Here is a 22131-nt window from a genome sequence, read left to right as displayed (position 1 = left end):
ACCCGCCCCGAAACGGCGAGGGCCCCGGCCGCGACACGCGACCGGGGCCCTTCGCCGTCCCGTACGGCTGGGGCGCGGGGAACTCCCGTAGGGCACATGCGGGCGGACTCCCGGAGAGCCGCGCCCGGGACGCCCGTACCGCCGCTGCCCGGGACGCCCGTCCGGCCTACGCCGGGAACCTCCGGTCCACCCACCGCCAGGCGAACTCCAGGACCGCCGCCCCCGCCGCCGCCACCGCGACCGCCGTCCACGGCATCGTCACGCCCACCAGCTTCAGGGCGAAGAAGTCCTGGAGCCAGGGGACGACGAGGACCAGCAGGAAGCATCCGCCCATCGCGGCGACCAGGCACAGGCGCCACCAGGTGTAGGGGCGGGCGATGATCGCCAGAACCCACATGGAGACCAGGAAGAGGGTCAGGGTCGCCGCGCTCGTCTCGGCGTCGAGGGCGCCGGGGCCGGCGTAGTGGGAGCGGGCGAGCAGGTAGGTGGTGAAGGTGGCCGCCGCCGCGACGATGCCGCCGGGGACGGCGTACCGCATCACCCGTTTCACGAAGTGCGGCCTGGCGCGCTCCTTGTTGGGGGCGAGTGCGAGGAAGAACGCGGGGACGCCGATGGTGAGGGTGGACAGCAGGGTCAGGTGCCGCGGCAGGAAGGGGTACTCGACCTGCGAGCAGACCACCAGGACGGCGAGGAGCACGGAGTAGACGGTCTTCGTGAGGAACAGGGTCGCCACCCGGGTGATGTTGCCGATGACCCGGCGGCCCTCGGCCACCACCGAGGGCAGGGTGGCGAAGGAGTTGTTCAGCAGGACGATCTGGGCGACGGCCCGGGTCGCCTCCGAGCCCGATCCCATGGAGACGCCGATGTCGGCGTCCTTGAGCGCGAGGACGTCGTTGACGCCGTCGCCGGTCATGGCGACCGTGTGCCCGTGGGACTGGAGTGCGCCGACCATGTCCCGCTTCTGCTGCGGTGTGACCCGGCCGAAGACGGCACCTTCGTCGAGGACCTTCGCCATCTCCTCGCGCTCGGCGGGCAGCCGGCGGGCGTCGACGGTGTGCGCCGCGCCGGGCAGGCCGAGCTTCAGGGCGACGGCGCCGACGGAGACGGCGTTGTCGCCGGAGATGACCTTGGCGGCGACGTCCTGGTCGGCGAAGTAGGCGAGCGTGTCGGCCGCGTCGGGCCGCAGCCGCTGTTCGAGGACGACGAGCGCGGTGGGCCGGGCCTCGCGGGCGACGTCGGGCGCGTCGAGGTCGCGGGTCGTGCGCGCGAGGAGGAGGACGCGCAGCCCCTGTTCGTTGAGGTGGTCGATGTCGGCGAGCGCCGGGTCGTCGGCGGCCAGGAGCACGTCGGGCGCGCCGAGCAGCCAGGCGGAGCTCTCGCCGTTGCCCTCGCTGAAGGCGGCGCCGCTGTACTTGCGGGCGGAGGAGAAGGGCAGCGCCTGGGTGCAGCGCCACTCCTCGGCGTCTGGGTAGGCGTCGATGACGGCCTGGAGCGAGGCGTTGGGGCGGGGGTCGGACTCGCCGAAGGCGCCGAGGACCTTGCGGACGTACGCCTCGTCGGCGCCGCCCAGCGGGCGCAGCTCGGTGACGTCCATGCCGCCCTCGGTGAGGGTGCCGGTCTTGTCGAGGCAGACGACGTCGACGCGGGCGAGGCCCTCGATGGCGGGCAGTTCCTGGACGAGGCACTGCTTGCGGCCGAGCCGGATCACGCCGATCGCGAAGGCGACGGAGGTGAGCAGGACGAGCCCCTCGGGGATCATCGGGACGATGCCGCCGACGGTCCGGGCGACGGAGTCCTTGAGATCGGTGTCCTTGACGACGAGCTGGCTGATGACGAGCCCGAGCGCGGTCGGGATCATCATCCAGGTCACGTACTTGAGGATGGTGGAGATCCCGGAGCGCAGCTCGGAGTGGACGAGGGTGAAGCGGGAGGCCTCCTCGGCGAGCTGGGCGGCGTACGCCTCGCGGCCGACCTTGGTGGCGGTGAACGCGCCGCCGCCCGCGACCACGAACGAGCCCGACATCACCGGGTCGCCGGGTTTCTTCACGACCGGGTCGGCCTCGCCGGTCAGCAGCGACTCGTCGATCTCCAGGTTGTCGGCCTCGGCCACCTCCCCGTCGACGACGGCCTTGTCGCCGGGTCCGAGTTCGATCAGGTCGCCGAGGACGATCTCGGAGGTGGAGACCGCGGCGGTGACGCCGTCGCGCCGGACGGTGGGTTTCGCCTCGCCGATGACGGCCAGCCCGTCGAGGGTCTTCTTGGCGCGCAGCTCCTGGATGATGCCGATGCCGGTGTTGGCGACGATCACGAAGCCGAAGAGGCTGTCCTGGATCGGCGCGACGCAGAGCATGATCACCCAGAGGACGCCGATGATCGCGTTGAACCGGGTGAAGACGTTGCCGCGGACGATGTCGGCGGTGGAGCGGCTGGAGCGGACGGGTACGTCGTTGACCTCGCCGCGGGCGACGCGTTCGGCGACCTCGGCGGAGGTGAGGCCGGCGACGCGGTGGACGACGGGGGGTTCGGTGGTCGTGCCCTCGACGCCGTCCGTATCGATCTTCGCCCGCTGAGTCATGTTCTCGACGTTACGACCGGAAGGAGTCGTTCACCCGCCGAAGGGACGGAAGATCGGACCGGAGGAGGACCGGAATGGTCCCGGGGTACTACGGGAGGACCCGGAGGGGCTGACGGGAGCGCCCGGGGCCCGCGGTGCTACGGGAGGTCCCCGGGGGCCTGCGCGGGCTCCGCTTCCCGGGCCGCGGCCTCGGCCCGCCGGATGGCCGCCTCGCGCCTGCGGACATACCAGATGCCGATCAGGCCGAGTCCCGCACCGGCCAGGCAGGTCCACACCCACCAGGCGGCGTCCCGGTCGTCGAACCAGCCGTAGAAGGGGACCTGCACCAGGAACAGGACGAACCAGAGGATCGTGCCGCCGGTGATGGTGGCGACGACCGGCCCCTCCAGGGGGTCGGGTGCCTCGTGCTTCGGGATCCACTTCGCCATGCGGCCAGTCTAGGCGGCGGGCCTCCCGGGTCGTCCGGGCCGGTCCGCCGACTTGGCTCCGGCGGCCTCGGCCCCGTCCGCCGGCCCGGCTCCGGAGCTCCCGGCCCCGTCCGCCGAGGTGGGTCCGGGGCGTCGACACGGGGGTCTACGCGCGGAGATGGACGGTCGCTCGTTCATGTGTTCATACTGAAACGGTTTGCCTCTGGCGGGTTTCTCTCGTATGAACCGCCAAATTGAGACCCCGAAGAGGAACCCCCGCATGAGCAGTACGGCCGCCGCCAAGGCCTCCGCCCCCGAGCCCGGCACCCCCCAGGGGCCCGTCTCCGGCTTCGACCGCTTCTTCAGGATCTCCGAGCGCGGCTCGACCGTCGCCCGCGAGGTCCGCGGCGGCTTCGCCACCTTCTTCGCGATGGCCTACATCATCGTGCTGAACCCGATCATCCTCGGCAGCGCCAAGGACATGTACGGGCACCAGCTCGACGGGGGCCAGCTGGTCACCGCGACCGTGCTCACCGCGGCCTTCTCGACGCTCCTCATGGGCGTCATCGGCAACGTCCCGATCGCCCTCGCGGCCGGCCTCGGAGTGAACACGGTCGTCGCGCTCCAGCTCGCGCCCCGGATGTCCTGGCCGGACGCCATGGGCATGGTCGTCCTCGCCGGCATCGTCGTGATGCTGCTGGTCGCGACGGGCCTGCGCGAGCGCGTGATGAGCGCGGTCCCGGTCGGGCTGCGCAAGGGCATCGCGATCGGCATCGGCCTCTTCATCATGCTCATCGGGCTCGTCGACTCGGGCTTCGTCTCCCGTATGCCCGACGCCGCGCAGACCACGGTCCCGCTCCAGCTCGGCGCCGACGGCCACCTCACCGGCTGGCCGGTCCTGGTCTTCGTCCTCGGCACCCTGCTGACCCTCGCCCTGATCATCCGCAAGGTCCCCGGCGCGATCCTGATCTCCATCGTCGTGATGACGCTCGTCGCGATGGTGATCAACGCCGTCGCCACCGTCCCGTCCTGGGGTCTGACCACCCCGACCTGGCCCGGCAACCCGGTGGCCTCGCCCGACTTCGGCCTGGTCGGCGAGGTGAGCCTCTTCGGCGGCTTCGACAAGGTCGGCATGCTGACCGGCGTCCTCTTCGTCTTCACCGTGCTGTTGTCCTGCTTCTTCGACGCGATGGGCACCATCCTCGGCGTCGGCGACGAGGCCAAGCTGATGGACAAGGACGGCAACTTCCCCGGCATCAACAAGGTGCTCCTCGTGGACGGCCTGGCGGTCGCCTCCGGCGGTGCCACCTCGTCCTCCGCCACCACCTGCTTCGTGGAGTCCACGGCGGGCGTCGGCGAGGGCGCGCGCACGGGCCTCGCCTCGGTGGTGACCGGTGCGCTGTTCTCGGTGGCGCTGTTCCTCACGCCGCTGGCGACGATGGTCCCGTCCCAGGCGGCCACGCCCGCGCTGCTCGCGGTCGGCTTCCTGATCATGGCGGGATCGGTCAGGGACATCGACTGGAGCGACTTCACCATCGCGGTGCCGGCGTTCCTGGCCATGGTGATGATGCCGTTCACGTACTCCATCACGAACGGCATCGGCATCGGCTTCATCGCCTTCAGCGTGCTGCGTCTCGCGGCCGGCCGGGGCCGCGAGGTCCCGGTGGCGATGTACGTCGTGTCGGCGGTCTTCGTCTTCTACTACGCGATGCCGGCGCTCGGCCTCACGTAACGGCCGCTCCCGCGGGGCCTCCACGGCTCGCGGCTCGCGGCTCGCGTCCGCGGCTCACGTGGGCCCGGTCACCCCGTAGAACTTCTCCGTCTCGTCGACGGCGGTCTGGAACCGCTCGTCGAAGTCGTCGCGAATGAGCGTCCGGACCACATAGTCCTGGACGCTCATTCCGCGTTTGGCGGCATGTCCCCTGAGCCGGTCGAGCAGCTCACCGTCGATGCGCAGGCTGAGCACTGTCGATGCCATGCCCGTCAGGGTCGCGGCTGACCGGCCCGCTGCGTCACTTTCCGCATGCATCTCACTCGTTCGGGTGATGCATACGGGACTCGCCCTTCCCGTTGGTACTTAGCCAGAGTAATGAGTTAGTCTAAGGAACATGCCCGACCTGTCCCACGGCACCGCAGACGACGTCGCGGCCGTGAACGCGCTCCGCTCCTCCGTCATGCGGCTGAGCCGACGCCTCAAGCACCAGCGCGTCGACGAGTCACTGAGCCCGACCGAGATGTCGGTGCTCGGCACGCTGTCGCTCTGCGGCTCCGCCACCCCCGGCGAGCTGGCCCGCAAGGAACACGTCCAGCCGCCGTCGATGACCCGCATCGTGGCGCTGCTCGAAGCCAAGGGCCTGGTCAGGCTCGATCCCCACCCCGACGACCGGCGCCAGAAGGTCGTCAGCCAGACCGAGCGGGCCGAGGCCATGCTCGAGGAGTCCCGCCGCAAGCGGAACGCCTGGCTGACCACCCTCGCCGAGGGCCTCGACGAGGACGAGTGGGCCACGCTGCGTGCCGCCGCCCCCGTCCTGGAGAAGCTCGCCCACATGACGCCCCTTCCCCGCGGGTAGTCGCCCGACCGCCCCGCAACCGACGCCGAGGAGGCGACGCGCTTTGAGTACGGGACCCGGAGCAGACTCCGCACCCGTCCACCCCACCGACACCGACACCTCTCCCGGGACCGGGAACCGCGGAACGTTCTCCTCCCTCAAGATCCGCAACTACCGCCTCTTCTTCACCGGCGCCATCGTCTCCAACACCGGCACGTGGATGGCCCGGATCACCCAGGACTGGCTGGTGCTCAGCCTCACCGGCTCCTCGGCGGCCGTCGGCATCACCACGGCGCTCCAGTTCCTGCCGATGCTGCTCTTCGGCCTGTACGGCGGTGTCATCGCCGACCGCTACCCCAAGCGCCTCATCCTTCTCTTCAGCCAGGCCGCCCTCGGCCTCTGCGGGCTCTCACTCGCCGTCCTGACCCTCTCCGGCCACGTCCAGGTCTGGCACGTCTACCTCGTCGCCTTCCTGCTCGGCATGGTCACCGTCGTCGACAGCCCGGCCCGGCAGACCTTCGTCTCCGAGATGGTCGGTCCCGACCAGCTGCGCAACGCCGTCTCCCTGAACTCCGCGAACTTCCAGTCCGCCCGGCTGATCGGCCCGGCCGTCGCGGGCGTGCTGATCGCCACCGTCGGCAGCGGCTGGTCGTTCCTGCTCAACGGGCTCTTCTTCCTCGGCCCGCTCACCGGCCTCCTGCTGATGCGGCCGAGCGAGTTCCACGAGGTCGCGCGCGCCCCCCGGGGCAAGGGGCAGCTGCGCGAGGGTCTGCGGTACGTGGCCGGGCGGCCGGACCTCATGTGGCCGATCGTCCTCGTAGGCTTCGTCGGCACCTTCGGCTTCAACTTCCCGATCTGGCTGACCGCCTTCGCCGACGACGTCTACCACGTGGGCGCGGGGACGTACGGCTTCCTCAACACGCTGATGGCGGCCGGCTCCCTCGCGGGCGCCCTGCTCGCCGCCCGGCGCGGCAGCTCGCGCCTGAGGATGGTGGTCGGCGCGGCGATGGCCTTCGGACTCCTGGAGATCGCGGCGGCCCTCTCCCCGTCCTTCTGGCTCTTCGCGCTGCTGCTCGTCCCGATCGGCATGGTCGGCCTGACGGTCAACGTCACCGCGAACTCGGCCGTCCAACTGGCGACGGATCCCGTCATGCGGGGCCGGGTGATGAGCCTGTACATGATGATCTTCGTCGGTGGCACCCCGATCGGGGCCCCGCTGCTCGGCTGGGTCACCGACACCTACGGCGCCCGGGTCGGCTTCGCCACGGGCGGGCTGGTCAGCCTGACGGCGGCCGTCGTCATCGCCCTGATCCTTGCGAAGGTCGGCGGCCTGAGGATGTCGTTCGCGTGGCGCCGCGGCCACCCGCGGGTCAGCCTCGTGGCCCGCGAGTCCCGCGAGCGCCTGGCCACGGCGGCGTGATCGGGGCGGGACGCGAGGGGCCCGGGAGAATCCCCTCCGCCCCTCCGCCCCTCCGCCCCTCCGCCCCTCCGCCCTGCGCGCCCGCCCGTCAGACCCGGCGCTCCAGGACCTGGCCGCGCCACTCGCCCACCGCGAACGGCTCCGTCGGCGTGAAGCCCTGGCTCTCGTAGTACGCCACCAGCCGCCCCTCGCTGCCCGCGAAGCAGTCGACCCGCAGCAGGGAGAGGCCCTGCCGCCGCGTCTCCTCGACCGCGTGCGCGAGAAGCGCCGCGCCGACGCCCCGCCCGTGGAAGCGGCCGTCGATCGTCAGCAGCCGGACGTACAGCTCCGGCTCGTCCACCCGCGCCACGTGGGGGCCGGGGTGCGGCGTCAGGGTGAGCGTGCCCGCCGGGACACCGTCGATCTCGGCGATCCACGGGCTGCCCTCCAGCACCGTCTCCTCGACCTGGCGCACCGCCTTCGGCCGCGCCGACCACGGCTCGGTGCCCCACTGGTCGGTGATGCCCTTGCCGTTCAGCCAGGCGATGGCACTGTCGAGCATCGCGAGTATCGCGGGTACGTCGTCCGCCCCGCCCTTCCTGATCTTGATCTCCATCCGCCCGAGGGTAGGGCCTGACCCTCCGGTCCCGTCCCCGGATTCGACCGGTTCCTCGCGCCTGATCCGGGAGCCGGGCCCCCACCGCTGCCAGACTCTTCCCATGAGGCTCTTCGCTGCCGTACTGCCGCCCGGGAAAGCGACCGACGAGCTCGCCGGGGTGGTCGACCGCCTGGCCCACCTCCCCGGCGCCGACGCTCTGCGCTGGACCTCACGGCCCGGCTGGCACTTCACGCTCGCCTTCATGGGCGAGGTCGACGAGGAGCTGCTCCCCGACCTCCACGAGCGCCTCGCCCGCGCCGCCCACCGCACCGCGCCGTTCCCGCTGCGCCTCCACTCAGGCGGTCACTTCGGCCGGCGCGCCCTGTGGGTGGGGGCGGCCGGCGGCCTGGACGAGCTGCGCCTGCTGGCCGAGCGTGCCGACGCCGCCGCGCGCCGGGCGGGCGTGGCGATGGACGAGCACCGCCGCTACCAGGCGCACCTGACGATCGCCCGGGCCCGCGTGGACACGGACGTGCGCCCCTTCCTCGACGCGCTCGCCCCCTTCGAGGGCACCCGCTGGCAGGTGGGGGAGCTGGCCCTCGTCCGCAGCCGTCTCCCGGCGAGCGGTGTGCCGGGAGAACAGCCGCGGTACGAGAAGGTCGGCGCCTGGCCGCTGGGCGGGGCGGGTTAACCTCGAAGGGTGGACCCCAAAACCCGTAACCGGATCATGGCCGGCGTACTCGTCCTGATGTTCGCGATCATCGCGGTGGCCTCCGTCGTGTGAGGCCGCGGGTCAACCGCGCCCGCCGACCGGCCGCCGACCGGCCCGGTGACCGGCCGCACCCGTCACCAGGCGAAGGCCTCCGGGGACGGCCCCGGGCCCGGGAAGATCTCGTCGAGACCGGCCCGCACCTCCTCCGAGAGCTCCAGCTCGACGGCCCGCAGCGCGCTGTGCAGCTGCTCGGCCGTGCGCGGGCCGACGATCGGACCGGTCACGCCGGGCCGCGTGAGCAGCCAGGCCAGGGCCGCCTCGCCGGGCTCGATCCCGTGCTTGTCGAGCAGATCCTCGTACGCCTGGACCTGCGCGCGTACGGAGGTGTTGGCCAGCGCGTCCGCCGACCGCCCGGACGCCCGCCGCTTGCCCGTGCTCTCCTTCTTCAGGACGCCGCCGAGCAGGCCGCCGTGCAGCGGCGACCAGGGGATGACTCCGAGGCCGTACTCCTGCGCGGCCGGGATGACCTCCATCTCGGCGCGCCGCTCGGCGAGGTTGTAGAGGCACTGCTCGCTGACGAGCCCGACGGCGCCGCGCCGGGCGGCGGCCTCGTTGGCCTGGGCGATCTTGTATCCGGGGAAGTTGGAGGATCCGGCGTAAAGGATCTTGCCCTGTTGGATCAGGACGTCGATCGCCTGCCAGATCTCGTCGAAGGGGGTCCGGCGGTCGATGTGGTGGAACTGGTAGATGTCGATGTAGTCGGTCCGCAGGCGCTTGAGGCTGGCCTCGACGGCCCGGCGGATGTTGACGGCGGAGAGCCGGTCGTGGTTCGGCCACACCTCTCCGTCGGCGGCCATGTTGCCGTAGACCTTGGTGGCGAGGACGGTCCGGTCGCGCCGGTCGCCGCCCTGATCGAACCAGGTACCGATGATCTCCTCGGTGCGGCCCTTGTTCTCCCCCCAGCCGTAGACGTTGGCGGTGTCGAAGTAGTTGATCCCCGCGTCGAGCGCGGCGTCCATGATCGCGTGGCTGTCGGCCTCGTCGGTCTGCGGGCCGAAGTTCATCGTGCCGAGGACGAGTCGGCTGACCTTGAGTCCGGTGCGTCCGAGCTGCGTGTACTTCATGGACATACAGCCAAGGCGTTGGAGTGCGCTCGAAGCAAGGGTTTGATTTCGGTCGTATCGCTCCTCCGGGTGAGCCGGGCCCGGACGCGGTGAGTCCGTCCGGACGACGCGCTTCAATGCGGGCATGGGGCTGAGGAGCACGGCGTGCGCGGCGGTGGCGTTGCTGATGGCGGCGGTGGGGGGAGGGGCTGGGGGCGCCGGACCGGAGCCCCCGGCCCCTGGACCGGGACCGCGGTCCGGTGCGGGCGCTCCGGTGCCGGCCGGGCCGGTGCCGGCGGTCTTCCTGGGCGACGCGTCGATCGGCGGCTACGGCATCGCCCCCGTCGAGGACGGCGCGCTGCTGTGCGTGCGGGCGCGGGAGAACCTGCCCGACGTGATCGAGGACCAGCTCGCCGATCAGTCGATCCTGCTCGACATCACGGCGGACGTCTCCTGCGCGGGCGCCCGGCTGAACCACGTCTGGGAGACGCAGGACCTCGGCGGGGGCCTGAGCGCCGCCCCCCAGAAGCGTGCCCTGACGAAGGAGACCCGGCTGGTCGTCGTGGGCCTCGGCGCCGGCACGGCGGGCGTCGGACAGGTGCTCAAGCAGTGCTCCGCGCGCCTGCGCGGCACGGAGGGCTCGCTCCTTCCGGACGCCCCCGTGGACGCGGGGTCCCCGGCGGGCGAGTGCGCCGCGTACTTCGCCCGGGGCGCGGGAGCGGCCTGGCTGGAGACGCGGTTCGGGGAGACCGGCAAGGACCTGGACAAGCTGTTCTCGGAGATCTCCGGCGAGTCCCCGGCGGCCGACGTCGTGCTCGTGGGCTATCCACGGCTGGTCCCGAAGGACCGGGCGCTGTGCCGTACGGAGCTTCCGGGTGGGGCCGGCCGTCCGCTGGCGGACGTGCCGGAGGCGGCGTGGCCGCTGCTCGACGACTCGGTCCAGGCCCGTCTGAACACGCTGATGGCCGAGAAGGCGAAGCGGCACGGCGCCCACTTCGTCGACCTCTACGCAGCGACGGGCGCGGCGACGGCCTGCGACGGGACGGGGCGGGCGGTGGGTGGCCTCCTGGAGCCGTCGCAGGTGACGCTGCACCACCAGACGTTCCCGTGGTTCCTCTGGGCGAACGAGACGGGCCGGGACACGAACGGCGACACGGTGGCCCAGTCGGTCGCGGCGATGTACGGGCGGGGTCCGGCCTAGAGGGCGTCTCTCCGACCTTCGGATCGGTGATCCGGTCGTGGAGGAGGGGAGCACGTGAGATCCAGCCATCGCCGCCGTGCTTGATTCCTGAGCCGACGGGCCGCCCCTGCCGAGGGACCCACCGCCCCGCCTCCGGCGCAAGCGGGCGGCCGATACGCGAGAGGGCCCGACCGGCGTGTGCCGGTCGAGCCCTCTCGGCGTGTCAGCTCACGTCCGCCCTCGGGCCACGGTCAGGCCGCCACGGGGGCGCCGAGCATCGCGGAGGCGTGCTGGAGGGGGTTGAGGCCGCGGGCGGGCATGGCGTTCGAGGGGAGGTCGCGGCAGGTGAATCCGAGCTTGGCCATGGCCCGGAGGACTTCGCCGGCGCTGAAGTCGCGGCGGTCCTGACGGGTGATGACCTGGCCGACCTGCTTGGCGGGGTAGGTGCGGCGGCCGATGATCACGGATTCGCCGACGGCCTCCTCGGGCTTGACGCCCTTCATGGACTCCAGGACGCCGCTCTTGGTGAGGTCGAAGGGGAAGCGGGCGATGACACAGCGCATGATGCCTCACAGGGAGAGGAAGAGGGAGGGTCCGCCGTGGGGAGGCGGTTCACGCAAGGACGAGGGCGGGCGCGGGGACGCCCTGGGTGCCGTCCAGGTCACCCACGACGGACGGCGTGACGACCCGGCGGGGCCGTACGGCCCGTCCGGTCGGCAGGGCGGTGGCCGAGGTGCGCGGTCCGCCGTCGCGGGAGAGGTCGCGTAGCTGGAGCCGGTCGCTGTAGGTGGGGCTGTCGCGGACGGTGGTGAGCTGAGCCCGGGTGACGAGGCCGATGCGCAGGTCGTCGTCGTCGCAGACGAGCAGGTGTCCGGTGCGGGCGCCGGCCATGACCGAGAGGGCGACCTCGACGGTCATGTCATCGCTGACCTGCGGTCCGGTCGCGTCCAGGGTGTGGGCCGCCGTCGGCTGCGCGGGAGCGGGGCATGTCGGGCGGGGATGCGTCTGGACCAGCGTCACGACGTGCCTCCTGAGGAGATGGGTCAGCTTTCGGATCACGTCGTGTTCAGGCCGCCGCGTCAGCGGCGGGACGCCGCGCGCCGGCACGCCTCGCCGTCGCGACGGGGCCGCGCCGACCGCGGGTGGTCGTGCCGCGCTTGCGCCGCTCGGTGACGGGTGCGGTGATCGTCACGGGGATGCCGGAGGGGGTGCGGGCGCCGGTGATCCGGGCGAGTGCCTCCTCGCCGGAGCGGACCTGGGTGGTCACGGGCACGATGCCGGCGGTGGTCATGAGGCGGGTCATGTCGCGGCGCTGCTGGGGGGTGACGAGGGTGACGACGCTGCCGGACTCGCCGGCCCGCGCGGTGCGGCCGCCGCGATGGAGGTAATCCTTGTGGTCGGTCGGCGGATCCACGTTGACGACGAGGTCGAGATTGTCGACGTGGATGCCGCGCGCGGCGACGTTCGTGGCGACCAGGACGGTGACGTGCCCGGTCTTGAACTGCGCCAGGGTGCGGGTGCGCTGCGGCTGGGAGCGCCCGCCGTGCAGGGCGGCGGCCCGCACACCGCTGTCGAGGAGGTCCTGGGTGAGGCGGTCCACGGCGTGCTTGGTGTCCAGGAACATGATCACGCGGCCGTCGCGGGCGGCGATCTCCGTCGTCATCCGCTGCTTGTCGGCGCCGTGCACGTGCAGGACGTGGTGCTCCATCGTGGTGACCGCACCCTGGGAGGGGTCCACGGAGTGGACGACGGGGTCGGTGAGGTAGCGGCGGACCAGGAGGTCGACGTTGCGGTCCAGGGTCGCCGAGAACAGCATCCGCTGCCCCTCGGGACGCACCTGGTCGAGCAGCGCGGTGACCTGCGGCATGAAGCCCATGTCGGCCATCTGGTCGGCCTCGTCCAGGACGGTGATCGCGACCTGGTTCAGCCGGCAGTCACCGCGGTCGATGAGGTCCTTGAGCCGGCCCGGGGTGGCGACGACCACTTCCGCACCGCTGCGCAGCGCACCGGCCTGGCGGCCGATCGACATCCCGCCGACGACCGTGGCAAGCCGCAGCCTGAGGGAGCGGGCGTACGGGGTCAGCGCGTCGGTCACCTGCTGTGCCAGCTCGCGGGTGGGGACGAGGACCAGGGCGAGCGGCTGGCGGGGCTCGGCGACCTGCCCGGCGGTACGGGCCAGCAGGGCGAGGCCGAAGGCGAGGGTCTTGCCGGAGCCGGTCCTGCCGCGGCCCAGGACGTCACGGCCCGCGAGGGTGTTCGGCAGTGTCGCCCCCTGGATCGGGAACGGCACGGACACCCCCTGCGCGCCGAGCGCGGCCAGCAGCTGCCCGGGCATGTCGAGGTCGGCGAACGCCTCGACGGACGGCAGCGCCGGCGTGATCGTCTTCGGGAGCGCGAACTCTCCCTGCACCGCGGCAGGCCGACGGCCGTAGCCGCCGGAGCGGCTCGGCGCGCCCGAACGGCTCGGCGCGGACGATGCGAAGCGACTGCTCCGGGGCGAACGTGCGGTGGAGCCGTACGCGTGACCGCCGGTGCCACGAGTGCGGGAGGAACGGCTGTTCGTGCGTGTGGGGTTCATTCAGAACCTTCCTTGATACGGCGCGTATCTAGGAATTCCGGCAGCGAATGAAAAGCGTGGGGAATCACAGGCACGGGCCGAATGAAATGTGAAAGCAAGCGGCTTGAACCGGGTCGAACAGCTGTCGACGCGCAAGCGGGCAAGCGAAGAAAATACGGGTGGCGCAGTGCAGGTCGAAGACCTGTGAAATGCACGCAGCTGGGGCCCGCACCCCGAAGGATGCGGGCCCCAGCTACGTATTACGCGTCAGCGTCAGGCGGAGACGATGTTCTCGGCCGTCGGGCCCTTCTGACCCTGCGCGATGTCGAAGGTGACCTTCTGGCCCTCCTGGAGCTCGCGGAAGCCCTGGGCGGCGATGTTCGAGAAGTGGGCGAACACGTCAGCGCCGCCACCGTCCTGCTCGATGAAGCCGAAGCCCTTTTCCGCGTTGAACCACTTCACGGTGCCAGCAGCCATGTCATTTCTCCTTTGGGCAGTACGACGGCATCCGTACCGTACGGACGCCGTGTCGCCGCGATGATGCCCTGCCCGGAAAATGACCGGAAATACAGAACGCTTCCACAAGCACGTGGCCGGCGGGAGGCGCCCGAAGTTTTTGGGTACCAAAACTGCAACTGAGATCGACAGTAGCACGTCGCCGCAGCCTGAGTGCCTCGGATATTTCTCCCTGTGCGCCGCCGACAAAAACTCTTTCCGCGATGGCCGCTAAATCCTCAGGCCGCGGGCACAGGTATTCAGGGACTCCGAGTGCAGTGCCTCGGAAGCAAAGGCGGTCGACCGACTGCGGCGTCGGCAGGTCATCGGAATCCGGTGCCTGCGGTACGAGGGCCGGGGCCCTCGATCTCGGCGCTTCCTCGGCGACGGCGCGGGCGGTTTCGGCGTCGGCGGCGACGATGCGGATCTCGGCCTGTCCTGCCTGCGGCAGTCCAGGAGACCGCCCGGCAGCCACTCTCCGGAGCGATCCGGATCCCCGGGGCGATCCGGTGGGCCGCCGGGGTTCTGTCGTGGATCGGTTCCTAGCATGTGCACATGGTTTCCCGAGAGACTCAGCCGTCCGGTTCGGGACGGGGAGCAGTGTCCCGAGACGGCGCCCGACCTGCGCCGTTCACGCGGAGGGAGGGGCGCGAGTCCACCGGCCCTTCCTCCGGATCGCACCGGGACGGGACCGCCGAGGGCTCCCACCCGGTCGCCGATCTCGTCGAGCGGGCGGCCGATCTGGTGGAACCGATCAAGCCCAGACTGCGTGGCCGGCTCCACGCCGGCATGGTCCCGGCGTCGCTCGCCGCGGGCATCGTCCTCATCTGTCTGGCGGGGACACCGCAGGCCGTATGGGCCTGCACGGTGTACTCCGTCGCGGCCTGGCTGCTGTTCGGGACCAGCGCCGTCTACCACCTCGGCACCTGGGGACCACTGGGTGAGGCCGTTCTGCGTCGCCTCGACCACGCCAACATCTTCCTGATCATCGCCGGCACGTGCACGCCGCTCGCGGTGCTCCTGCTCTCCCCGGACCAGTGGTCCTTCCTGCTGTGGGTCGTGTGGACGGGCGCGCTGGTCGGTATCGCCTTCCGCGTCCTGTGGGTGGGAGCTCCCCGCTGGCTGTACACCCCCTGCTACCTGGCTCTGGGATGGGCACCCGTGCGATACCTGCCCGACTTCCTCCACGGCGGCGGGGTGGCCGTCGTCTCCCTGATCGTGACCGGCGGGCTTCTCTACAGCGCGGGCGCGGTCGTCTACGCCCTCCAGCGCCCCAACCCCTCGCCCCGCTGGTTCGGCTTCCACGAGGTCTTCCACGCCCTGACCGTGGCGGCCTTCACCGCGCACTACATCGCCATCCTTCTCGCCGCTCGCTGAGCGGGCGAGGCGTGGGCCGCCTCACCCACTCGCCGGCCATCCGGAGGGCCCGCGAGGTCGACCCCTGGCGTCACGGCGTGGACCGGCTTCGGCGCGAGCGCAGTATCGAGCGCACCAGCAGGTACAGCACGGCGACGACGACAAGCAGCACGCCGGTGGAGAGCAGGTACAGCATTCCGTCCACGACAGCGCCGATGACGATCAGAGCGATGGCGCTGCCGAGGAGGATCAGGAAGAGGAACATCGCGCAACGCCTCCCTGCGGCAGGGCGGCCGGGTGAAGACTCGACCACGTGAGCTGCGTCCGCTCGGGGCCGAGCTGTCTACCAGTCATGCCGGCGTCCACCGACCGCGTGACCGACCGCTCCGAGGATCCACGGAGCGACGCCGATCAGGACCAGGATGCTCCCGATGGGCCGCAGGAGGGAAGTGCCGGCCACGAAGCCGATACAGGCAGGGTGACCCCGAGAAGGATCATGGTGACCTCCGGCCTCGTCCGGTGCCCGCCGCACCACGTGCCCGGGGCCCGCCGGCATCCGGCGGGCGCGCAAACCGTGTCTCAGGCCGCGGTCGGCGGCTGGGCCGCTTCAGCGGTGCGGCGGTACTCGGCGTTGATGCGCTGGGCTTCCTCGAGCTGGTCTTCCAGGACGATGATGCGGCAGGCGGCCTCGATGGGGGTGCCCTGGTCGACGAGTTCGCGGGCGCGGGCGGCGATGCGCAGCTGATAGCGGGAGTAGCGGCGGTGACCGCCTTCGGAGCGCAGCGGGGTGATGAGGCGGGCCTCGCCGAGAGCGCGGAGGAAGTTCGGTGTGGTGCCGAGCATGTCGGCGGCCCGGCCCATCGTGTAGGCGGGGTAGTCGTCGTCGTCGAGACGGCCGTAGGAGTCGTCTGCTGTCATCTGCACCTCTCTGCGGTCGACGCGTGGAGGGGCCCTGGTGCCGTACGGCACCAGGGCCCCGAAGGAACTACACCATCTGCCGGCCCTGATACTGCGCCGGCCTTCGCCCCACCGGACCCGAATGCTGTCGGGGGTGCGGGGATCGCGGTTGCTTGACCGGAGACCACCTCACTATCGATGTCCTGCGGTACCCGGGCCCAAGACTTCCGCCCGGGCGATCCTGATGGCGCTTCGCTCCTCCGTTTCTTTCCCTCGGGATCAACTACCTCTACTGCGTACTGCTGGTGATGCGAACTGCTCAGCGGCCTGTGACAGCGCCGCTCTTCGGCAGCCAGCCCCGTTGCCCGTCCTGCGTCTGCTCTGGCTTGGAACCCCACTGCCGAACTTCCCGGTGCGCGCGTCCGCAGCCGACGCCTTCACCGGGGTACCACTGACTGACTTCGCTGCTGGGTACTGCGTATGACACTCCCGGCACCGCCAACGCCATGACGGCGGTGCCGTCGGCGGCCCCTGATCACTGCGGGCCACCCGGTCCGGTGGTCAGTCCCGTCGCCGTCCTGCAACAACCCTGGCTTCGAAACTCCACCACCGCACCGTCCTGCGCACTGCAACTGCGGGTACTGCTGCCCGGCAGTTCGTCTCTGCCGGGCCCTGCTGTCTCTCTGGGCTACGAGAGAAACCATAACGACAGCGCCACCCAATGTCTACTCCAGCCAGCACAGATTTTCCTGCACCCGTCGGTGAGGTAATCGACCCCCGTGACGGCCTCGGCGGGCGCGGGGAGGTCATCGCCGGATGTACGTCCTTCGGCGGGGGCGCCGGTCAGGGGCCGCCGAGCCAGCTCGTGGCGTCGAGGCGGTACGCCGTCTCCGGCGGTACGACGGCCCGCAGCGCGTCCTCCATGTCCCGTACGCGCCCCGGGCCCAGGGTGTCCGTCCACTCCGCGCGCAGCCGGTCGAAGGTCGCGGCCGAGCGCGCCAGGGCGTCGAAGCCGTGCGCGGTGAGCCGGACGAGCTTGCGGCGCGCGTCGGCGGGGTCGTCGGTGCGCTGGGCGTAGCCCAGGTCGAGGAGCCGGTCGACGGTCTTGCCCGCCGCCTGCTTCGAGACGCCGAGCCGCCGCCCGATCTCGCTGGCGGTCGCCCCGTCGCGGCCGATGGCCTGCATGGCGAAGCCGTAGGCCGGGCGGAGACCGGGGTGGCCCTGACCGGCCAGCTCGGCGTGGAGCCGGTCGATGAGTGTGCGGAAGCCGGCGAAGAGGAGGAGTGGCAGCTCGTAGCCCTTGCCCTCTTCGACAACCTGGTTTACGTTTCTCTCCTCGGCATGGTCAACCATGTTGACGATTCTACGTCCGGGCGTGCCGCCTCACGCTGCTCTCGCGCGTTCCTCCCGCCCCACGCCTCCTTCGCCCATCCCTCTTGCCCGTCCCTCTCGCCCTGGAGTCGCCTTGTTCACCGACCACACCGTGGAGACCGCCCCGCCCGCCGCCCGTCCCGCGATGGAGGCCGTGACCGCCGCCTGGGGTCACCTCCCGCAGGCGGTCGCCCGCATGGCGGAGTCCCCGCACGCGCTCGACGGCTTCCTCGAACTGAGCGCGAAGTTCGAGTCCACGACCCTCGACCCGCACTCCCGCGAGACCGTCGTCCTCGCGGTCGCCCACCGCCACCAGTGCCACCTGTGCATCGCGCTGCACGAGAAGAAGCTGGCCGCTCTCGGTCCGGCGGAGAATCCCGAACGGCTGGCGGCGATCCACCGGTTCACCTGCGCGGTGCTCGCCTCGTCCGGCGCGGTGGGCGACGACGAGTTGCACCGCTTCCTCCGGCACGGCTACGACCGCCGGAACGCCCTGGAGGTCGTCCTCGGCATCGGCGCGTACACCCTGTCCACCCTGGCGAACCGCCTCACACGCTCGGCGTGAGACGGCGGTCGGCCCTCCGCTCGTCGAACGGGAACGATCCGCCGTCGTCCGGGCCCTTGCGGGAACGGGTGGGCGGGCGGTCCTCAGCGGGTGGCGGCCGGCGCTCCGTACGGAGCGCCGAGGCCCCATGCCTGGTGCAGGGCGTCCGCGAACGCGCCCGCCAGCTTGTGCTCGCCCGTCGGGCCGGGATGCGTGCCGTCGTAGGTGTCCGCGCGGAGGTCGTACGACTCCGGGGTGGTGGCGAGCAGCAGCGGGGAGGCCGCCGTGTCCAGGTCGGCGACGGTCTTCGCGAGCAGCACGTTGAAGCGGTCGCACTCGGCGGCGAAGGGCGCGTCGGACTCGGCCCTGACGTTCGGGATGACCGGCATCAGGACGGCCTTGACGTGCGGGTTCGCCGCCCGGGCCGCCGCCACGAAGGCGCGGACGTTGGCGGCGGTCTGATCGCTGTTCGTGTAGAAGCCGAGGTCTATCAGGCCGAGGAAGACCAGCAGGACGTCCGCCCGCGTGGTGGTCATCGCCTCGCCGATCAGCGGCGCCATGTGCAGCCAGCCCTCGCCCCAGCCCGCCAGGTGGCGCCGGGCGGCGGCGGGGAACGCAGGATCGGCGTAGTCGTGCGAGAGGGGCGCCCCGGCGGCCTTGTCGTACAGCTCGGCGCGCGGGCCGACGATCTCGTACGGTCCGCCGAACCCGGACTCCAGGTGCTGCCACATCCGGTAGCGCCACGTGCAGTCGCCGGCACTGCCAATCGTGCAACTGTCACCGACGAACATGAAACGCATGGCGCCCATCATCACCGACGGCGGCGGCGGCCTGCGACGTGATCCCGGACACGGCACCGGACCGATGTGGCACGCCCCGCCTTCGGCCCGGACGTCACCCCACGTCGCGGGATGCCCCCTTCCGATCTCCAACTCCCGTTGTCCGTAACGAAATTGCCCTTCGTGAGGTGTCGTCGAGGGGTTACTGTCTCCCGCGTGCAACAGATCACCGCAGTGACACTGACCGCACGAAGAAGGGGAACCGTGCCGATAGCCACGGACAGATCCACGGACGAGACCACCGGCAGGGACAAGCGCCGCCGTGCCGCGAGATGGACCACCTTCGCCGTCGCGCTGACGGTCGGGATCGGCGCCGGGGTGGCCTGGGCCGCCACCACCGACAACATCCACCCCACCGCCAACAACACGGGCACCTGCCACAACGACCCCGACGGCGGTGACGGTCAGATCAGCTGCCGCACCGACAACGCGGCCGTCAGCTACTACATGGACAGCGGCGGCGAGTACGAACTGGAGTCCCCGGACCGGACCGCCGTCCAGAGCACCATGAGCAACGACTACGGGCCCACCGACCTGACGATCTCCTACGACTCCTCGCCCGTCTTCAGCGGCGACGCGGAGACCGACATCGTCTACCAGGAGGGCTCGACCAACCTGTCCGACAGCTCGGACGGCGTCACCTGGTGCAACGACGCGGTGGACGGCAGCTCGTACGGCTGCGACCAGCAGTACATCCGTATCCGCGGGGCCGGCTACTACTCGCGCGGACTCTCCTGCCACGAGACCGGCCACGCCATCGGCCTCGTCCACGGCCAGCAGGCGTCCCCTCGGCTCACCAACACGAACACGGCCCTCGGCTGCATGGTGACCCCCGTGGGTGACGGTGTCGGCCTCGGGGCCAACAACCGGGACAACATCAACTCCGTCTTCTAGGGGGAACCGTGAGACGCCGTACACGTATCGCGGCCGCCGGAGCGACGGCCGTCGTCACCGCGGTCGTCACCGCCGCCGTGACCGCCTCCCTGCTGACCGCCCCGGACGGACCCGCCGCGCAGGACCCGGCCGCCGACGGCGTGCTCCTGGGCGAGGCCGCCGACCACCTGCCCAGCACGACCGCCGAGGACTGGGTCACCTACGCCGACCACGTCGTCGTGGTGTCCGCCGTCGCCGAACGACGGCTCCCGCCGAGCCGCCAGGAGGTCGACCGCGGCGAGGGGGTCCTCGGACGCCAGGTCACCCTGCGGATCGAGAAGGTGCTGTGGTCCCGGAAGGGCGCCACGCGACAGGCGCCGAAGACCTGGAACTACAACGCGTTCGGATGGCAGTTCCGCGACGGCGCCGTCGACGCCCCGCGGAAGATGGCCATGCACGAGCGGCCCCGCGTGGAGACCGGGCACTCCTACATCATGGCCATGGTCTGGGAGGAGGCCCGGTGCGCGCCGGGCGACGAGCCCGAGCCCGCACGCTGGCGCGGCCTCGGCGGAGGATCCGAGATCCCCTACGACGCCGGGATCATCGGCAACGGCGAACTGGAGGGCCGCGCCCACCGGACGGCGAAGGCCGTCAAGGCGCCCGCCGCCGCCCCGGCGGCCGGCGCGAACGCCACCGCCGCTCTGGAGGACCGGATGGCCGGCCAGGCTGCCGAACTGCTCGCCGCGGAGCTCAAGGCGGCCAAGCCGGTCGCGAAGAAGCGCTTCTCCGCCTCGGCGACGACCGCCGGCTCCGGCTGCTGACCGCGGGCCACGGCTCCGGCCGCCGACGACCGCGGCGCACGGCTCGGCCCGACGGCCCGGTCCACCGGCGCGGGCACCCGGCCGCGGTTCCCGAGGGACCACCGGCGCGAACGGCCCGCGAGGGCGGCCCACGAGCGGCCCGTGACCACCGGCGCGAACGGCCCGTGGACCGCCCGTGGGCCGCTCCTGGGCCCGCTGGTGGACCGTCCTCCGTGTGACGGCCGCCCCCGGTCACCCGGGGGCGGTCCCGTCGGCGCCCGTGGCAGGCTTGGGCCATGCGCTCGCTCCTGTACGCCTCCGGTGCCGCGGTCCTCCTCCTGCTCTCGGCGGCCGGCCCGGCCGGGGCCGCCGAGGCCGACCAGGACTTCACGGTCAAGGACGCCCGGATCACCGAGTCCAGCGGTCTCGCCGCCAGCCGCGCCCACCCCGGCGTCTACTGGACGCACAACGACCAGGACGCCCCGCTGATCTACGGCATCGACTCCCGTACCGGCGAGACCGTCGCGACGCTCACCATGAAGGGCGTCGGCACCCCCCGGGACATGGAGGCCGTCTCCGTCGGCCCCGACGGGGACATCTACGTCGGCGACATCGGCGACAACCTCGACGGCTCCTGGGACCACGTGTGGATCTACCGCTTCCCCGAGCCGAAGGTGCTGAAGGACCAGACCGTCCAGGCCAGGCAGTACGACGTGAAGTACGCCGACGGCGCCCGCAACGCCGAGACGCTGATGGTCCATCCCAGGACCGGCCGGGTCTACATCGCCAGCAAGCACGAGGACGGCGGCGGCCTCTACGCGGGCCCCGAGCGGCTCTCCTCGGCCGGTACCAACGTCTTCCGGCGGATCGGCGAGGTGCCGTGGGTGACCGACGGGGCCTTCTCGCCGGACGGCGGGACGCTCGTCCTGCGCGGCTACTTCTCCGCCCGGGCCTATGGCTGGAAGGACGGCCGGATCGCGGGCGAGGGAGAGTCCGTGGGCGCGCCGTTCCAGGGGCAGGCGGAGTCGGTGACGTACACGAAGGACGGCTCGGCGCTGATGTTCGGCTCGGAGGGGAAGGACAGCCGGGTCGTACGGGTCGAGGTGGGGAAGGCGGGCGGTGATCCGGCCCCGTCGGCCTCCGGAGGGGCCACCACCCCGCCGGGCGGCGGGGACGGCGCAGGGAACGGCAAGGGCGGGACCGGCGGGCAGGAGGGCGAGGAAGGCGACTTCACGACCGGCGTGATCGTCCTCGGCCTCGCGACCGCCCTGGTCATCGGCGGAAAGCGTCTCCTGCGGCGGGGCTGACCGCCGCCGACCCGCGGCGCGGGGGCCCTCTCGCCCGGCGGGGCCGACCGCCGCCGACCTGCCCGCGTCGACCAGGCGCGCCCCCGGGTCGAGACTGGAAGGAGACCGGTCACCGGGGACCGGAGGACCCGACGCCGGGACCGGACCGGTCGTGAGAGGCGTGGAGGAACCATGACCGGATTCACTCGCGAGGACACCCCCGTCGCCATGGAGGGCGGGGGCGTGGACTTCCGTATGCGTGAGGCCGGAGGCGACATGACCGTCGCCTTCATCCACCTCCCGAAGGGCACCGACATGGGACCGGCGCTCAAGGGCCTGGAAGGCGACCTCTGCCAGTGCCCCCACTGGGGCTATCTGCTGAGCGGCCGGATCAGGATGCGGACCGCCTCGGGTGAGGAGACTTACGAGGCGGGCCAGGCCTACTACTGGGGTCCCGGGCACGCGCCCGAGGCGCTGGAGGACGTCGACGTCGTGGAGTTCTCGCCGACCGTCGAGTTCAACGAGGTGATCGACCACGTGAAGGCGCAGTCGGGCTGAGCGGACCCGGGTGAGGGACGACGGGGGAGCGG

General features: G+C 71.5%; 25 protein-coding genes. 11 read left to right on the top strand and 14 right to left on the bottom strand.

The genetic code is table 11. From position 1 onward, the window contains the following. Positions 1 to 166 precede the first annotated feature (166 nt). The gene (locus ACZ68P_RS17305) at positions 167 to 2575 is read right to left on the bottom strand and encodes an HAD-IC family P-type ATPase (protein ID WP_471006894.1); all 2409 of its coding nucleotides are present in this window, start codon (positions 2573 to 2575) and stop codon (positions 167 to 169) included. 137 nt (positions 2576 to 2712) lie between these two features. After that, entirely contained in the window at positions 2713 to 3003 is a 291-nt protein-coding gene (locus ACZ68P_RS17300) for a DUF2530 domain-containing protein (protein ID WP_365715597.1), read from the bottom strand. A 259-nt stretch (positions 3004 to 3262) separates the two neighbouring features. Between ACZ68P_RS17300 and ACZ68P_RS17295 the strand changes: the two genes are divergently transcribed. Then, positions 3263 to 4714: an NCS2 family permease gene (locus ACZ68P_RS17295; RefSeq protein WP_471006893.1), complete on the top strand. Its 1452-nt coding sequence runs from the start codon at positions 3263 to 3265 to the stop codon at positions 4712 to 4714. Positions 4715 to 4768: 54 nt separating this feature from the next. On the opposite strand, the gene ACZ68P_RS17290 is transcribed toward ACZ68P_RS17295, so the two are convergent. Then, positions 4769 to 4960, bottom strand: coding sequence for a ribbon-helix-helix protein, CopG family (locus ACZ68P_RS17290; protein WP_471006891.1), 192 nt, complete (start codon positions 4958 to 4960; stop codon positions 4769 to 4771). A 130-nt stretch (positions 4961 to 5090) separates the two neighbouring features. On the opposite strand from ACZ68P_RS17290, the gene ACZ68P_RS17285 reads away from it, so the two are divergent. Together ACZ68P_RS17285 and ACZ68P_RS17280 are read left to right on the top strand one after the other, a co-directional pair. After that, a complete protein-coding gene (locus ACZ68P_RS17285; protein WP_471006889.1) occupies positions 5091 to 5552 on the top strand; it encodes a MarR family winged helix-turn-helix transcriptional regulator in 462 nt (153 codons plus the stop codon). 43 nt (positions 5553 to 5595) lie between these two features. Further along, the gene (locus tag ACZ68P_RS17280) at positions 5596 to 6951 is read left to right on the top strand and encodes an MFS transporter (protein ID WP_471006888.1); all 1356 of its coding nucleotides are present in this window, start codon (positions 5596 to 5598) and stop codon (positions 6949 to 6951) included. Positions 6952 to 7039: 88 nt separating this feature from the next. Here ACZ68P_RS17280 and ACZ68P_RS17275 read toward each other — a convergent pair whose 3' ends face one another. Continuing rightward, a complete protein-coding gene (locus tag ACZ68P_RS17275; RefSeq protein WP_471006886.1) occupies positions 7040 to 7546 on the bottom strand; it encodes a GNAT family N-acetyltransferase in 507 nt (168 codons plus the stop codon). 103 nt (positions 7547 to 7649) lie between these two features. Here ACZ68P_RS17275 and thpR point away from each other — a divergent pair, with 103 nt between their 5' ends. Then, the gene (gene thpR, locus ACZ68P_RS17270) at positions 7650 to 8219 is read left to right on the top strand and encodes an RNA 2',3'-cyclic phosphodiesterase (protein WP_471006884.1); all 570 of its coding nucleotides are present in this window, start codon (positions 7650 to 7652) and stop codon (positions 8217 to 8219) included. A 155-nt stretch (positions 8220 to 8374) separates the two neighbouring features. On the opposite strand, the gene ACZ68P_RS17265 is transcribed toward thpR, so the two are convergent. Next, positions 8375 to 9364 (bottom strand): aldo/keto reductase, encoded by a 990-nt coding sequence (locus ACZ68P_RS17265; RefSeq protein WP_471006882.1) that lies wholly within the window; start codon positions 9362 to 9364, stop codon positions 8375 to 8377. A 124-nt stretch (positions 9365 to 9488) separates the two neighbouring features. Here ACZ68P_RS17265 and ACZ68P_RS17260 point away from each other — a divergent pair, with 124 nt between their 5' ends. Continuing rightward, complete coding sequence (locus ACZ68P_RS17260) at positions 9489 to 10544, top strand: SGNH/GDSL hydrolase family protein (RefSeq protein ID WP_471006881.1); 1056 nt, start codon at positions 9489 to 9491, stop codon at positions 10542 to 10544. Positions 10545 to 10774: 230 nt separating this feature from the next. Here the strand turns inward: ACZ68P_RS17260 and ACZ68P_RS17255 are convergent, their stop codons facing one another. From ACZ68P_RS17255 to ACZ68P_RS17240, 4 genes are all read right to left on the bottom strand, one after another. Continuing rightward, positions 10775 to 11086: an SCO5918 family protein gene (locus ACZ68P_RS17255; RefSeq protein ID WP_471006879.1), complete on the bottom strand. Its 312-nt coding sequence runs from the start codon at positions 11084 to 11086 to the stop codon at positions 10775 to 10777. A gap of 49 nt (positions 11087 to 11135) precedes the next feature. Beyond that, positions 11136 to 11543, bottom strand: a complete 408-nt coding sequence (locus tag ACZ68P_RS17250) for a CBS domain-containing protein (RefSeq protein WP_471006877.1) — start codon at positions 11541 to 11543, stop codon at positions 11136 to 11138. A gap of 46 nt (positions 11544 to 11589) precedes the next feature. Continuing rightward, positions 11590 to 13101, bottom strand: a complete 1512-nt coding sequence (locus ACZ68P_RS17245) for a DEAD/DEAH box helicase (RefSeq protein WP_471006875.1) — start codon at positions 13099 to 13101, stop codon at positions 11590 to 11592. Between the two features lie 252 nt (positions 13102 to 13353). After that, the gene (locus ACZ68P_RS17240; RefSeq protein ID WP_017237636.1) at positions 13354 to 13557 is read right to left on the bottom strand and encodes a cold-shock protein; all 204 of its coding nucleotides are present in this window, start codon (positions 13555 to 13557) and stop codon (positions 13354 to 13356) included. A 573-nt stretch (positions 13558 to 14130) separates the two neighbouring features. Between ACZ68P_RS17240 and trhA the strand changes: the two genes are divergently transcribed. Beyond that, entirely contained in the window at positions 14131 to 14952 is an 822-nt protein-coding gene (gene trhA, locus ACZ68P_RS17235; RefSeq protein WP_471006872.1) for a PAQR family membrane homeostasis protein TrhA, read from the top strand. Positions 14953 to 15022: 70 nt separating this feature from the next. On the opposite strand, the gene ACZ68P_RS17230 is transcribed toward trhA, so the two are convergent. The 4 genes from ACZ68P_RS17230 to ACZ68P_RS17215 all read right to left on the bottom strand — a co-directional run bounded on the left by ACZ68P_RS17230 (position 15023) and on the right by ACZ68P_RS17215 (position 17181). After that, entirely contained in the window at positions 15023 to 15196 is a 174-nt protein-coding gene (locus ACZ68P_RS17230; RefSeq protein WP_471006870.1) for a hypothetical protein, read from the bottom strand. A gap of 78 nt (positions 15197 to 15274) precedes the next feature. Further along, positions 15275 to 15487, bottom strand: a complete 213-nt coding sequence (locus ACZ68P_RS17225; protein ID WP_471006868.1) for a DUF6131 family protein — start codon at positions 15485 to 15487, stop codon at positions 15275 to 15277. A 23-nt stretch (positions 15488 to 15510) separates the two neighbouring features. Next, a complete protein-coding gene (locus ACZ68P_RS17220; protein WP_471006866.1) occupies positions 15511 to 15849 on the bottom strand; it encodes a MerR family transcriptional regulator in 339 nt (112 codons plus the stop codon). Positions 15850 to 16671: 822 nt separating this feature from the next. Next, positions 16672 to 17181, bottom strand: coding sequence for a MarR family winged helix-turn-helix transcriptional regulator (locus tag ACZ68P_RS17215; protein WP_471006864.1), 510 nt, complete (start codon positions 17179 to 17181; stop codon positions 16672 to 16674). Between the two features lie 112 nt (positions 17182 to 17293). Between ACZ68P_RS17215 and ACZ68P_RS17210 the strand changes: the two genes are divergently transcribed. Next, complete coding sequence (locus ACZ68P_RS17210; protein WP_471006862.1) at positions 17294 to 17764, top strand: carboxymuconolactone decarboxylase family protein; 471 nt, start codon at positions 17294 to 17296, stop codon at positions 17762 to 17764. Positions 17765 to 17847: 83 nt separating this feature from the next. Here ACZ68P_RS17210 and ACZ68P_RS17205 read toward each other — a convergent pair whose 3' ends face one another. Continuing rightward, positions 17848 to 18543 (bottom strand): GDSL-type esterase/lipase family protein, encoded by a 696-nt coding sequence (locus ACZ68P_RS17205; protein ID WP_471006860.1) that lies wholly within the window; start codon positions 18541 to 18543, stop codon positions 17848 to 17850. Positions 18544 to 18786: 243 nt separating this feature from the next. On the opposite strand from ACZ68P_RS17205, the gene ACZ68P_RS17200 reads away from it, so the two are divergent. The 4 genes from ACZ68P_RS17200 (at position 18787) to ACZ68P_RS17185 (ending at position 22099) form a co-directional block, all read left to right on the top strand. Then, complete coding sequence (locus ACZ68P_RS17200) at positions 18787 to 19476, top strand: hypothetical protein (RefSeq protein WP_471006857.1); 690 nt, start codon at positions 18787 to 18789, stop codon at positions 19474 to 19476. Positions 19477 to 19484: 8 nt separating this feature from the next. Next, a complete protein-coding gene (locus ACZ68P_RS17195) occupies positions 19485 to 20276 on the top strand; it encodes a hypothetical protein (protein WP_471006855.1) in 792 nt (263 codons plus the stop codon). Positions 20277 to 20551: 275 nt separating this feature from the next. After that, a complete protein-coding gene (locus ACZ68P_RS17190; RefSeq protein WP_471006854.1) occupies positions 20552 to 21562 on the top strand; it encodes a WD40 repeat domain-containing protein in 1011 nt (336 codons plus the stop codon). Positions 21563 to 21733: 171 nt separating this feature from the next. Further along, entirely contained in the window at positions 21734 to 22099 is a 366-nt protein-coding gene (locus ACZ68P_RS17185; protein WP_471006852.1) for a cupin domain-containing protein, read from the top strand. The last annotated feature ends 32 nt before the right edge of the window (positions 22100 to 22131 follow it).

This window comes from Streptomyces sp. NPDC036822 (assembly GCF_055609145.1).
Note: the sequence above shows the minus strand (reverse complement) of the source record. Positions and strands in the feature narration are given on the sequence as shown.

Excerpts from the sequence above, each read along its gene's own strand:
- ACZ68P_RS17305 (WP_471006894.1), bottom strand. The coding sequence starts at position 2,575 with ATGACTCAGCGGGCGAAGATCGATACGGACGGCGTCGAGGGCACGACC.
- ACZ68P_RS17300 (WP_365715597.1), bottom strand. The coding sequence starts at position 3,003 with ATGGCGAAGTGGATCCCGAAGCACGAGGCACCCGACCCCCTGGAGGGG.
- ACZ68P_RS17295 (WP_471006893.1), top strand. The coding sequence starts at position 3,263 with ATGAGCAGTACGGCCGCCGCCAAGGCCTCCGCCCCCGAGCCCGGCACC.
- ACZ68P_RS17290 (WP_471006891.1), bottom strand. The coding sequence starts at position 4,960 with ATGGCATCGACAGTGCTCAGCCTGCGCATCGACGGTGAGCTGCTCGAC.
- ACZ68P_RS17285 (WP_471006889.1), top strand. The coding sequence starts at position 5,091 with ATGCCCGACCTGTCCCACGGCACCGCAGACGACGTCGCGGCCGTGAAC.
- ACZ68P_RS17275 (WP_471006886.1), bottom strand. The coding sequence starts at position 7,546 with ATGGAGATCAAGATCAGGAAGGGCGGGGCGGACGACGTACCCGCGATA.
- thpR (WP_471006884.1), top strand. The coding sequence starts at position 7,650 with ATGAGGCTCTTCGCTGCCGTACTGCCGCCCGGGAAAGCGACCGACGAG.
- ACZ68P_RS17265 (WP_471006882.1), bottom strand. The coding sequence starts at position 9,364 with ATGAAGTACACGCAGCTCGGACGCACCGGACTCAAGGTCAGCCGACTC.
- ACZ68P_RS17260 (WP_471006881.1), top strand. The coding sequence starts at position 9,489 with ATGGGGCTGAGGAGCACGGCGTGCGCGGCGGTGGCGTTGCTGATGGCG.
- ACZ68P_RS17255 (WP_471006879.1), bottom strand. The coding sequence starts at position 11,086 with ATGCGCTGTGTCATCGCCCGCTTCCCCTTCGACCTCACCAAGAGCGGC.
- ACZ68P_RS17245 (WP_471006875.1), bottom strand. The coding sequence starts at position 13,101 with ATGAACCCCACACGCACGAACAGCCGTTCCTCCCGCACTCGTGGCACC.
- ACZ68P_RS17240 (WP_017237636.1), bottom strand. The coding sequence starts at position 13,557 with ATGGCTGCTGGCACCGTGAAGTGGTTCAACGCGGAAAAGGGCTTCGGC.
- trhA (WP_471006872.1), top strand. The coding sequence starts at position 14,131 with ATGGTTTCCCGAGAGACTCAGCCGTCCGGTTCGGGACGGGGAGCAGTG.
- ACZ68P_RS17230 (WP_471006870.1), bottom strand. The coding sequence starts at position 15,196 with ATGTTCCTCTTCCTGATCCTCCTCGGCAGCGCCATCGCTCTGATCGTC.
- ACZ68P_RS17225 (WP_471006868.1), bottom strand. The coding sequence starts at position 15,487 with ATGCCGGCGGGCCCCGGGCACGTGGTGCGGCGGGCACCGGACGAGGCC.
- ACZ68P_RS17220 (WP_471006866.1), bottom strand. The coding sequence starts at position 15,849 with ATGACAGCAGACGACTCCTACGGCCGTCTCGACGACGACGACTACCCC.
- ACZ68P_RS17215 (WP_471006864.1), bottom strand. The coding sequence starts at position 17,181 with ATGGTTGACCATGCCGAGGAGAGAAACGTAAACCAGGTTGTCGAAGAG.
- ACZ68P_RS17205 (WP_471006860.1), bottom strand. The coding sequence starts at position 18,543 with ATGCGTTTCATGTTCGTCGGTGACAGTTGCACGATTGGCAGTGCCGGC.
- ACZ68P_RS17190 (WP_471006854.1), top strand. The coding sequence starts at position 20,552 with ATGCGCTCGCTCCTGTACGCCTCCGGTGCCGCGGTCCTCCTCCTGCTC.
- ACZ68P_RS17185 (WP_471006852.1), top strand. The coding sequence starts at position 21,734 with ATGACCGGATTCACTCGCGAGGACACCCCCGTCGCCATGGAGGGCGGG.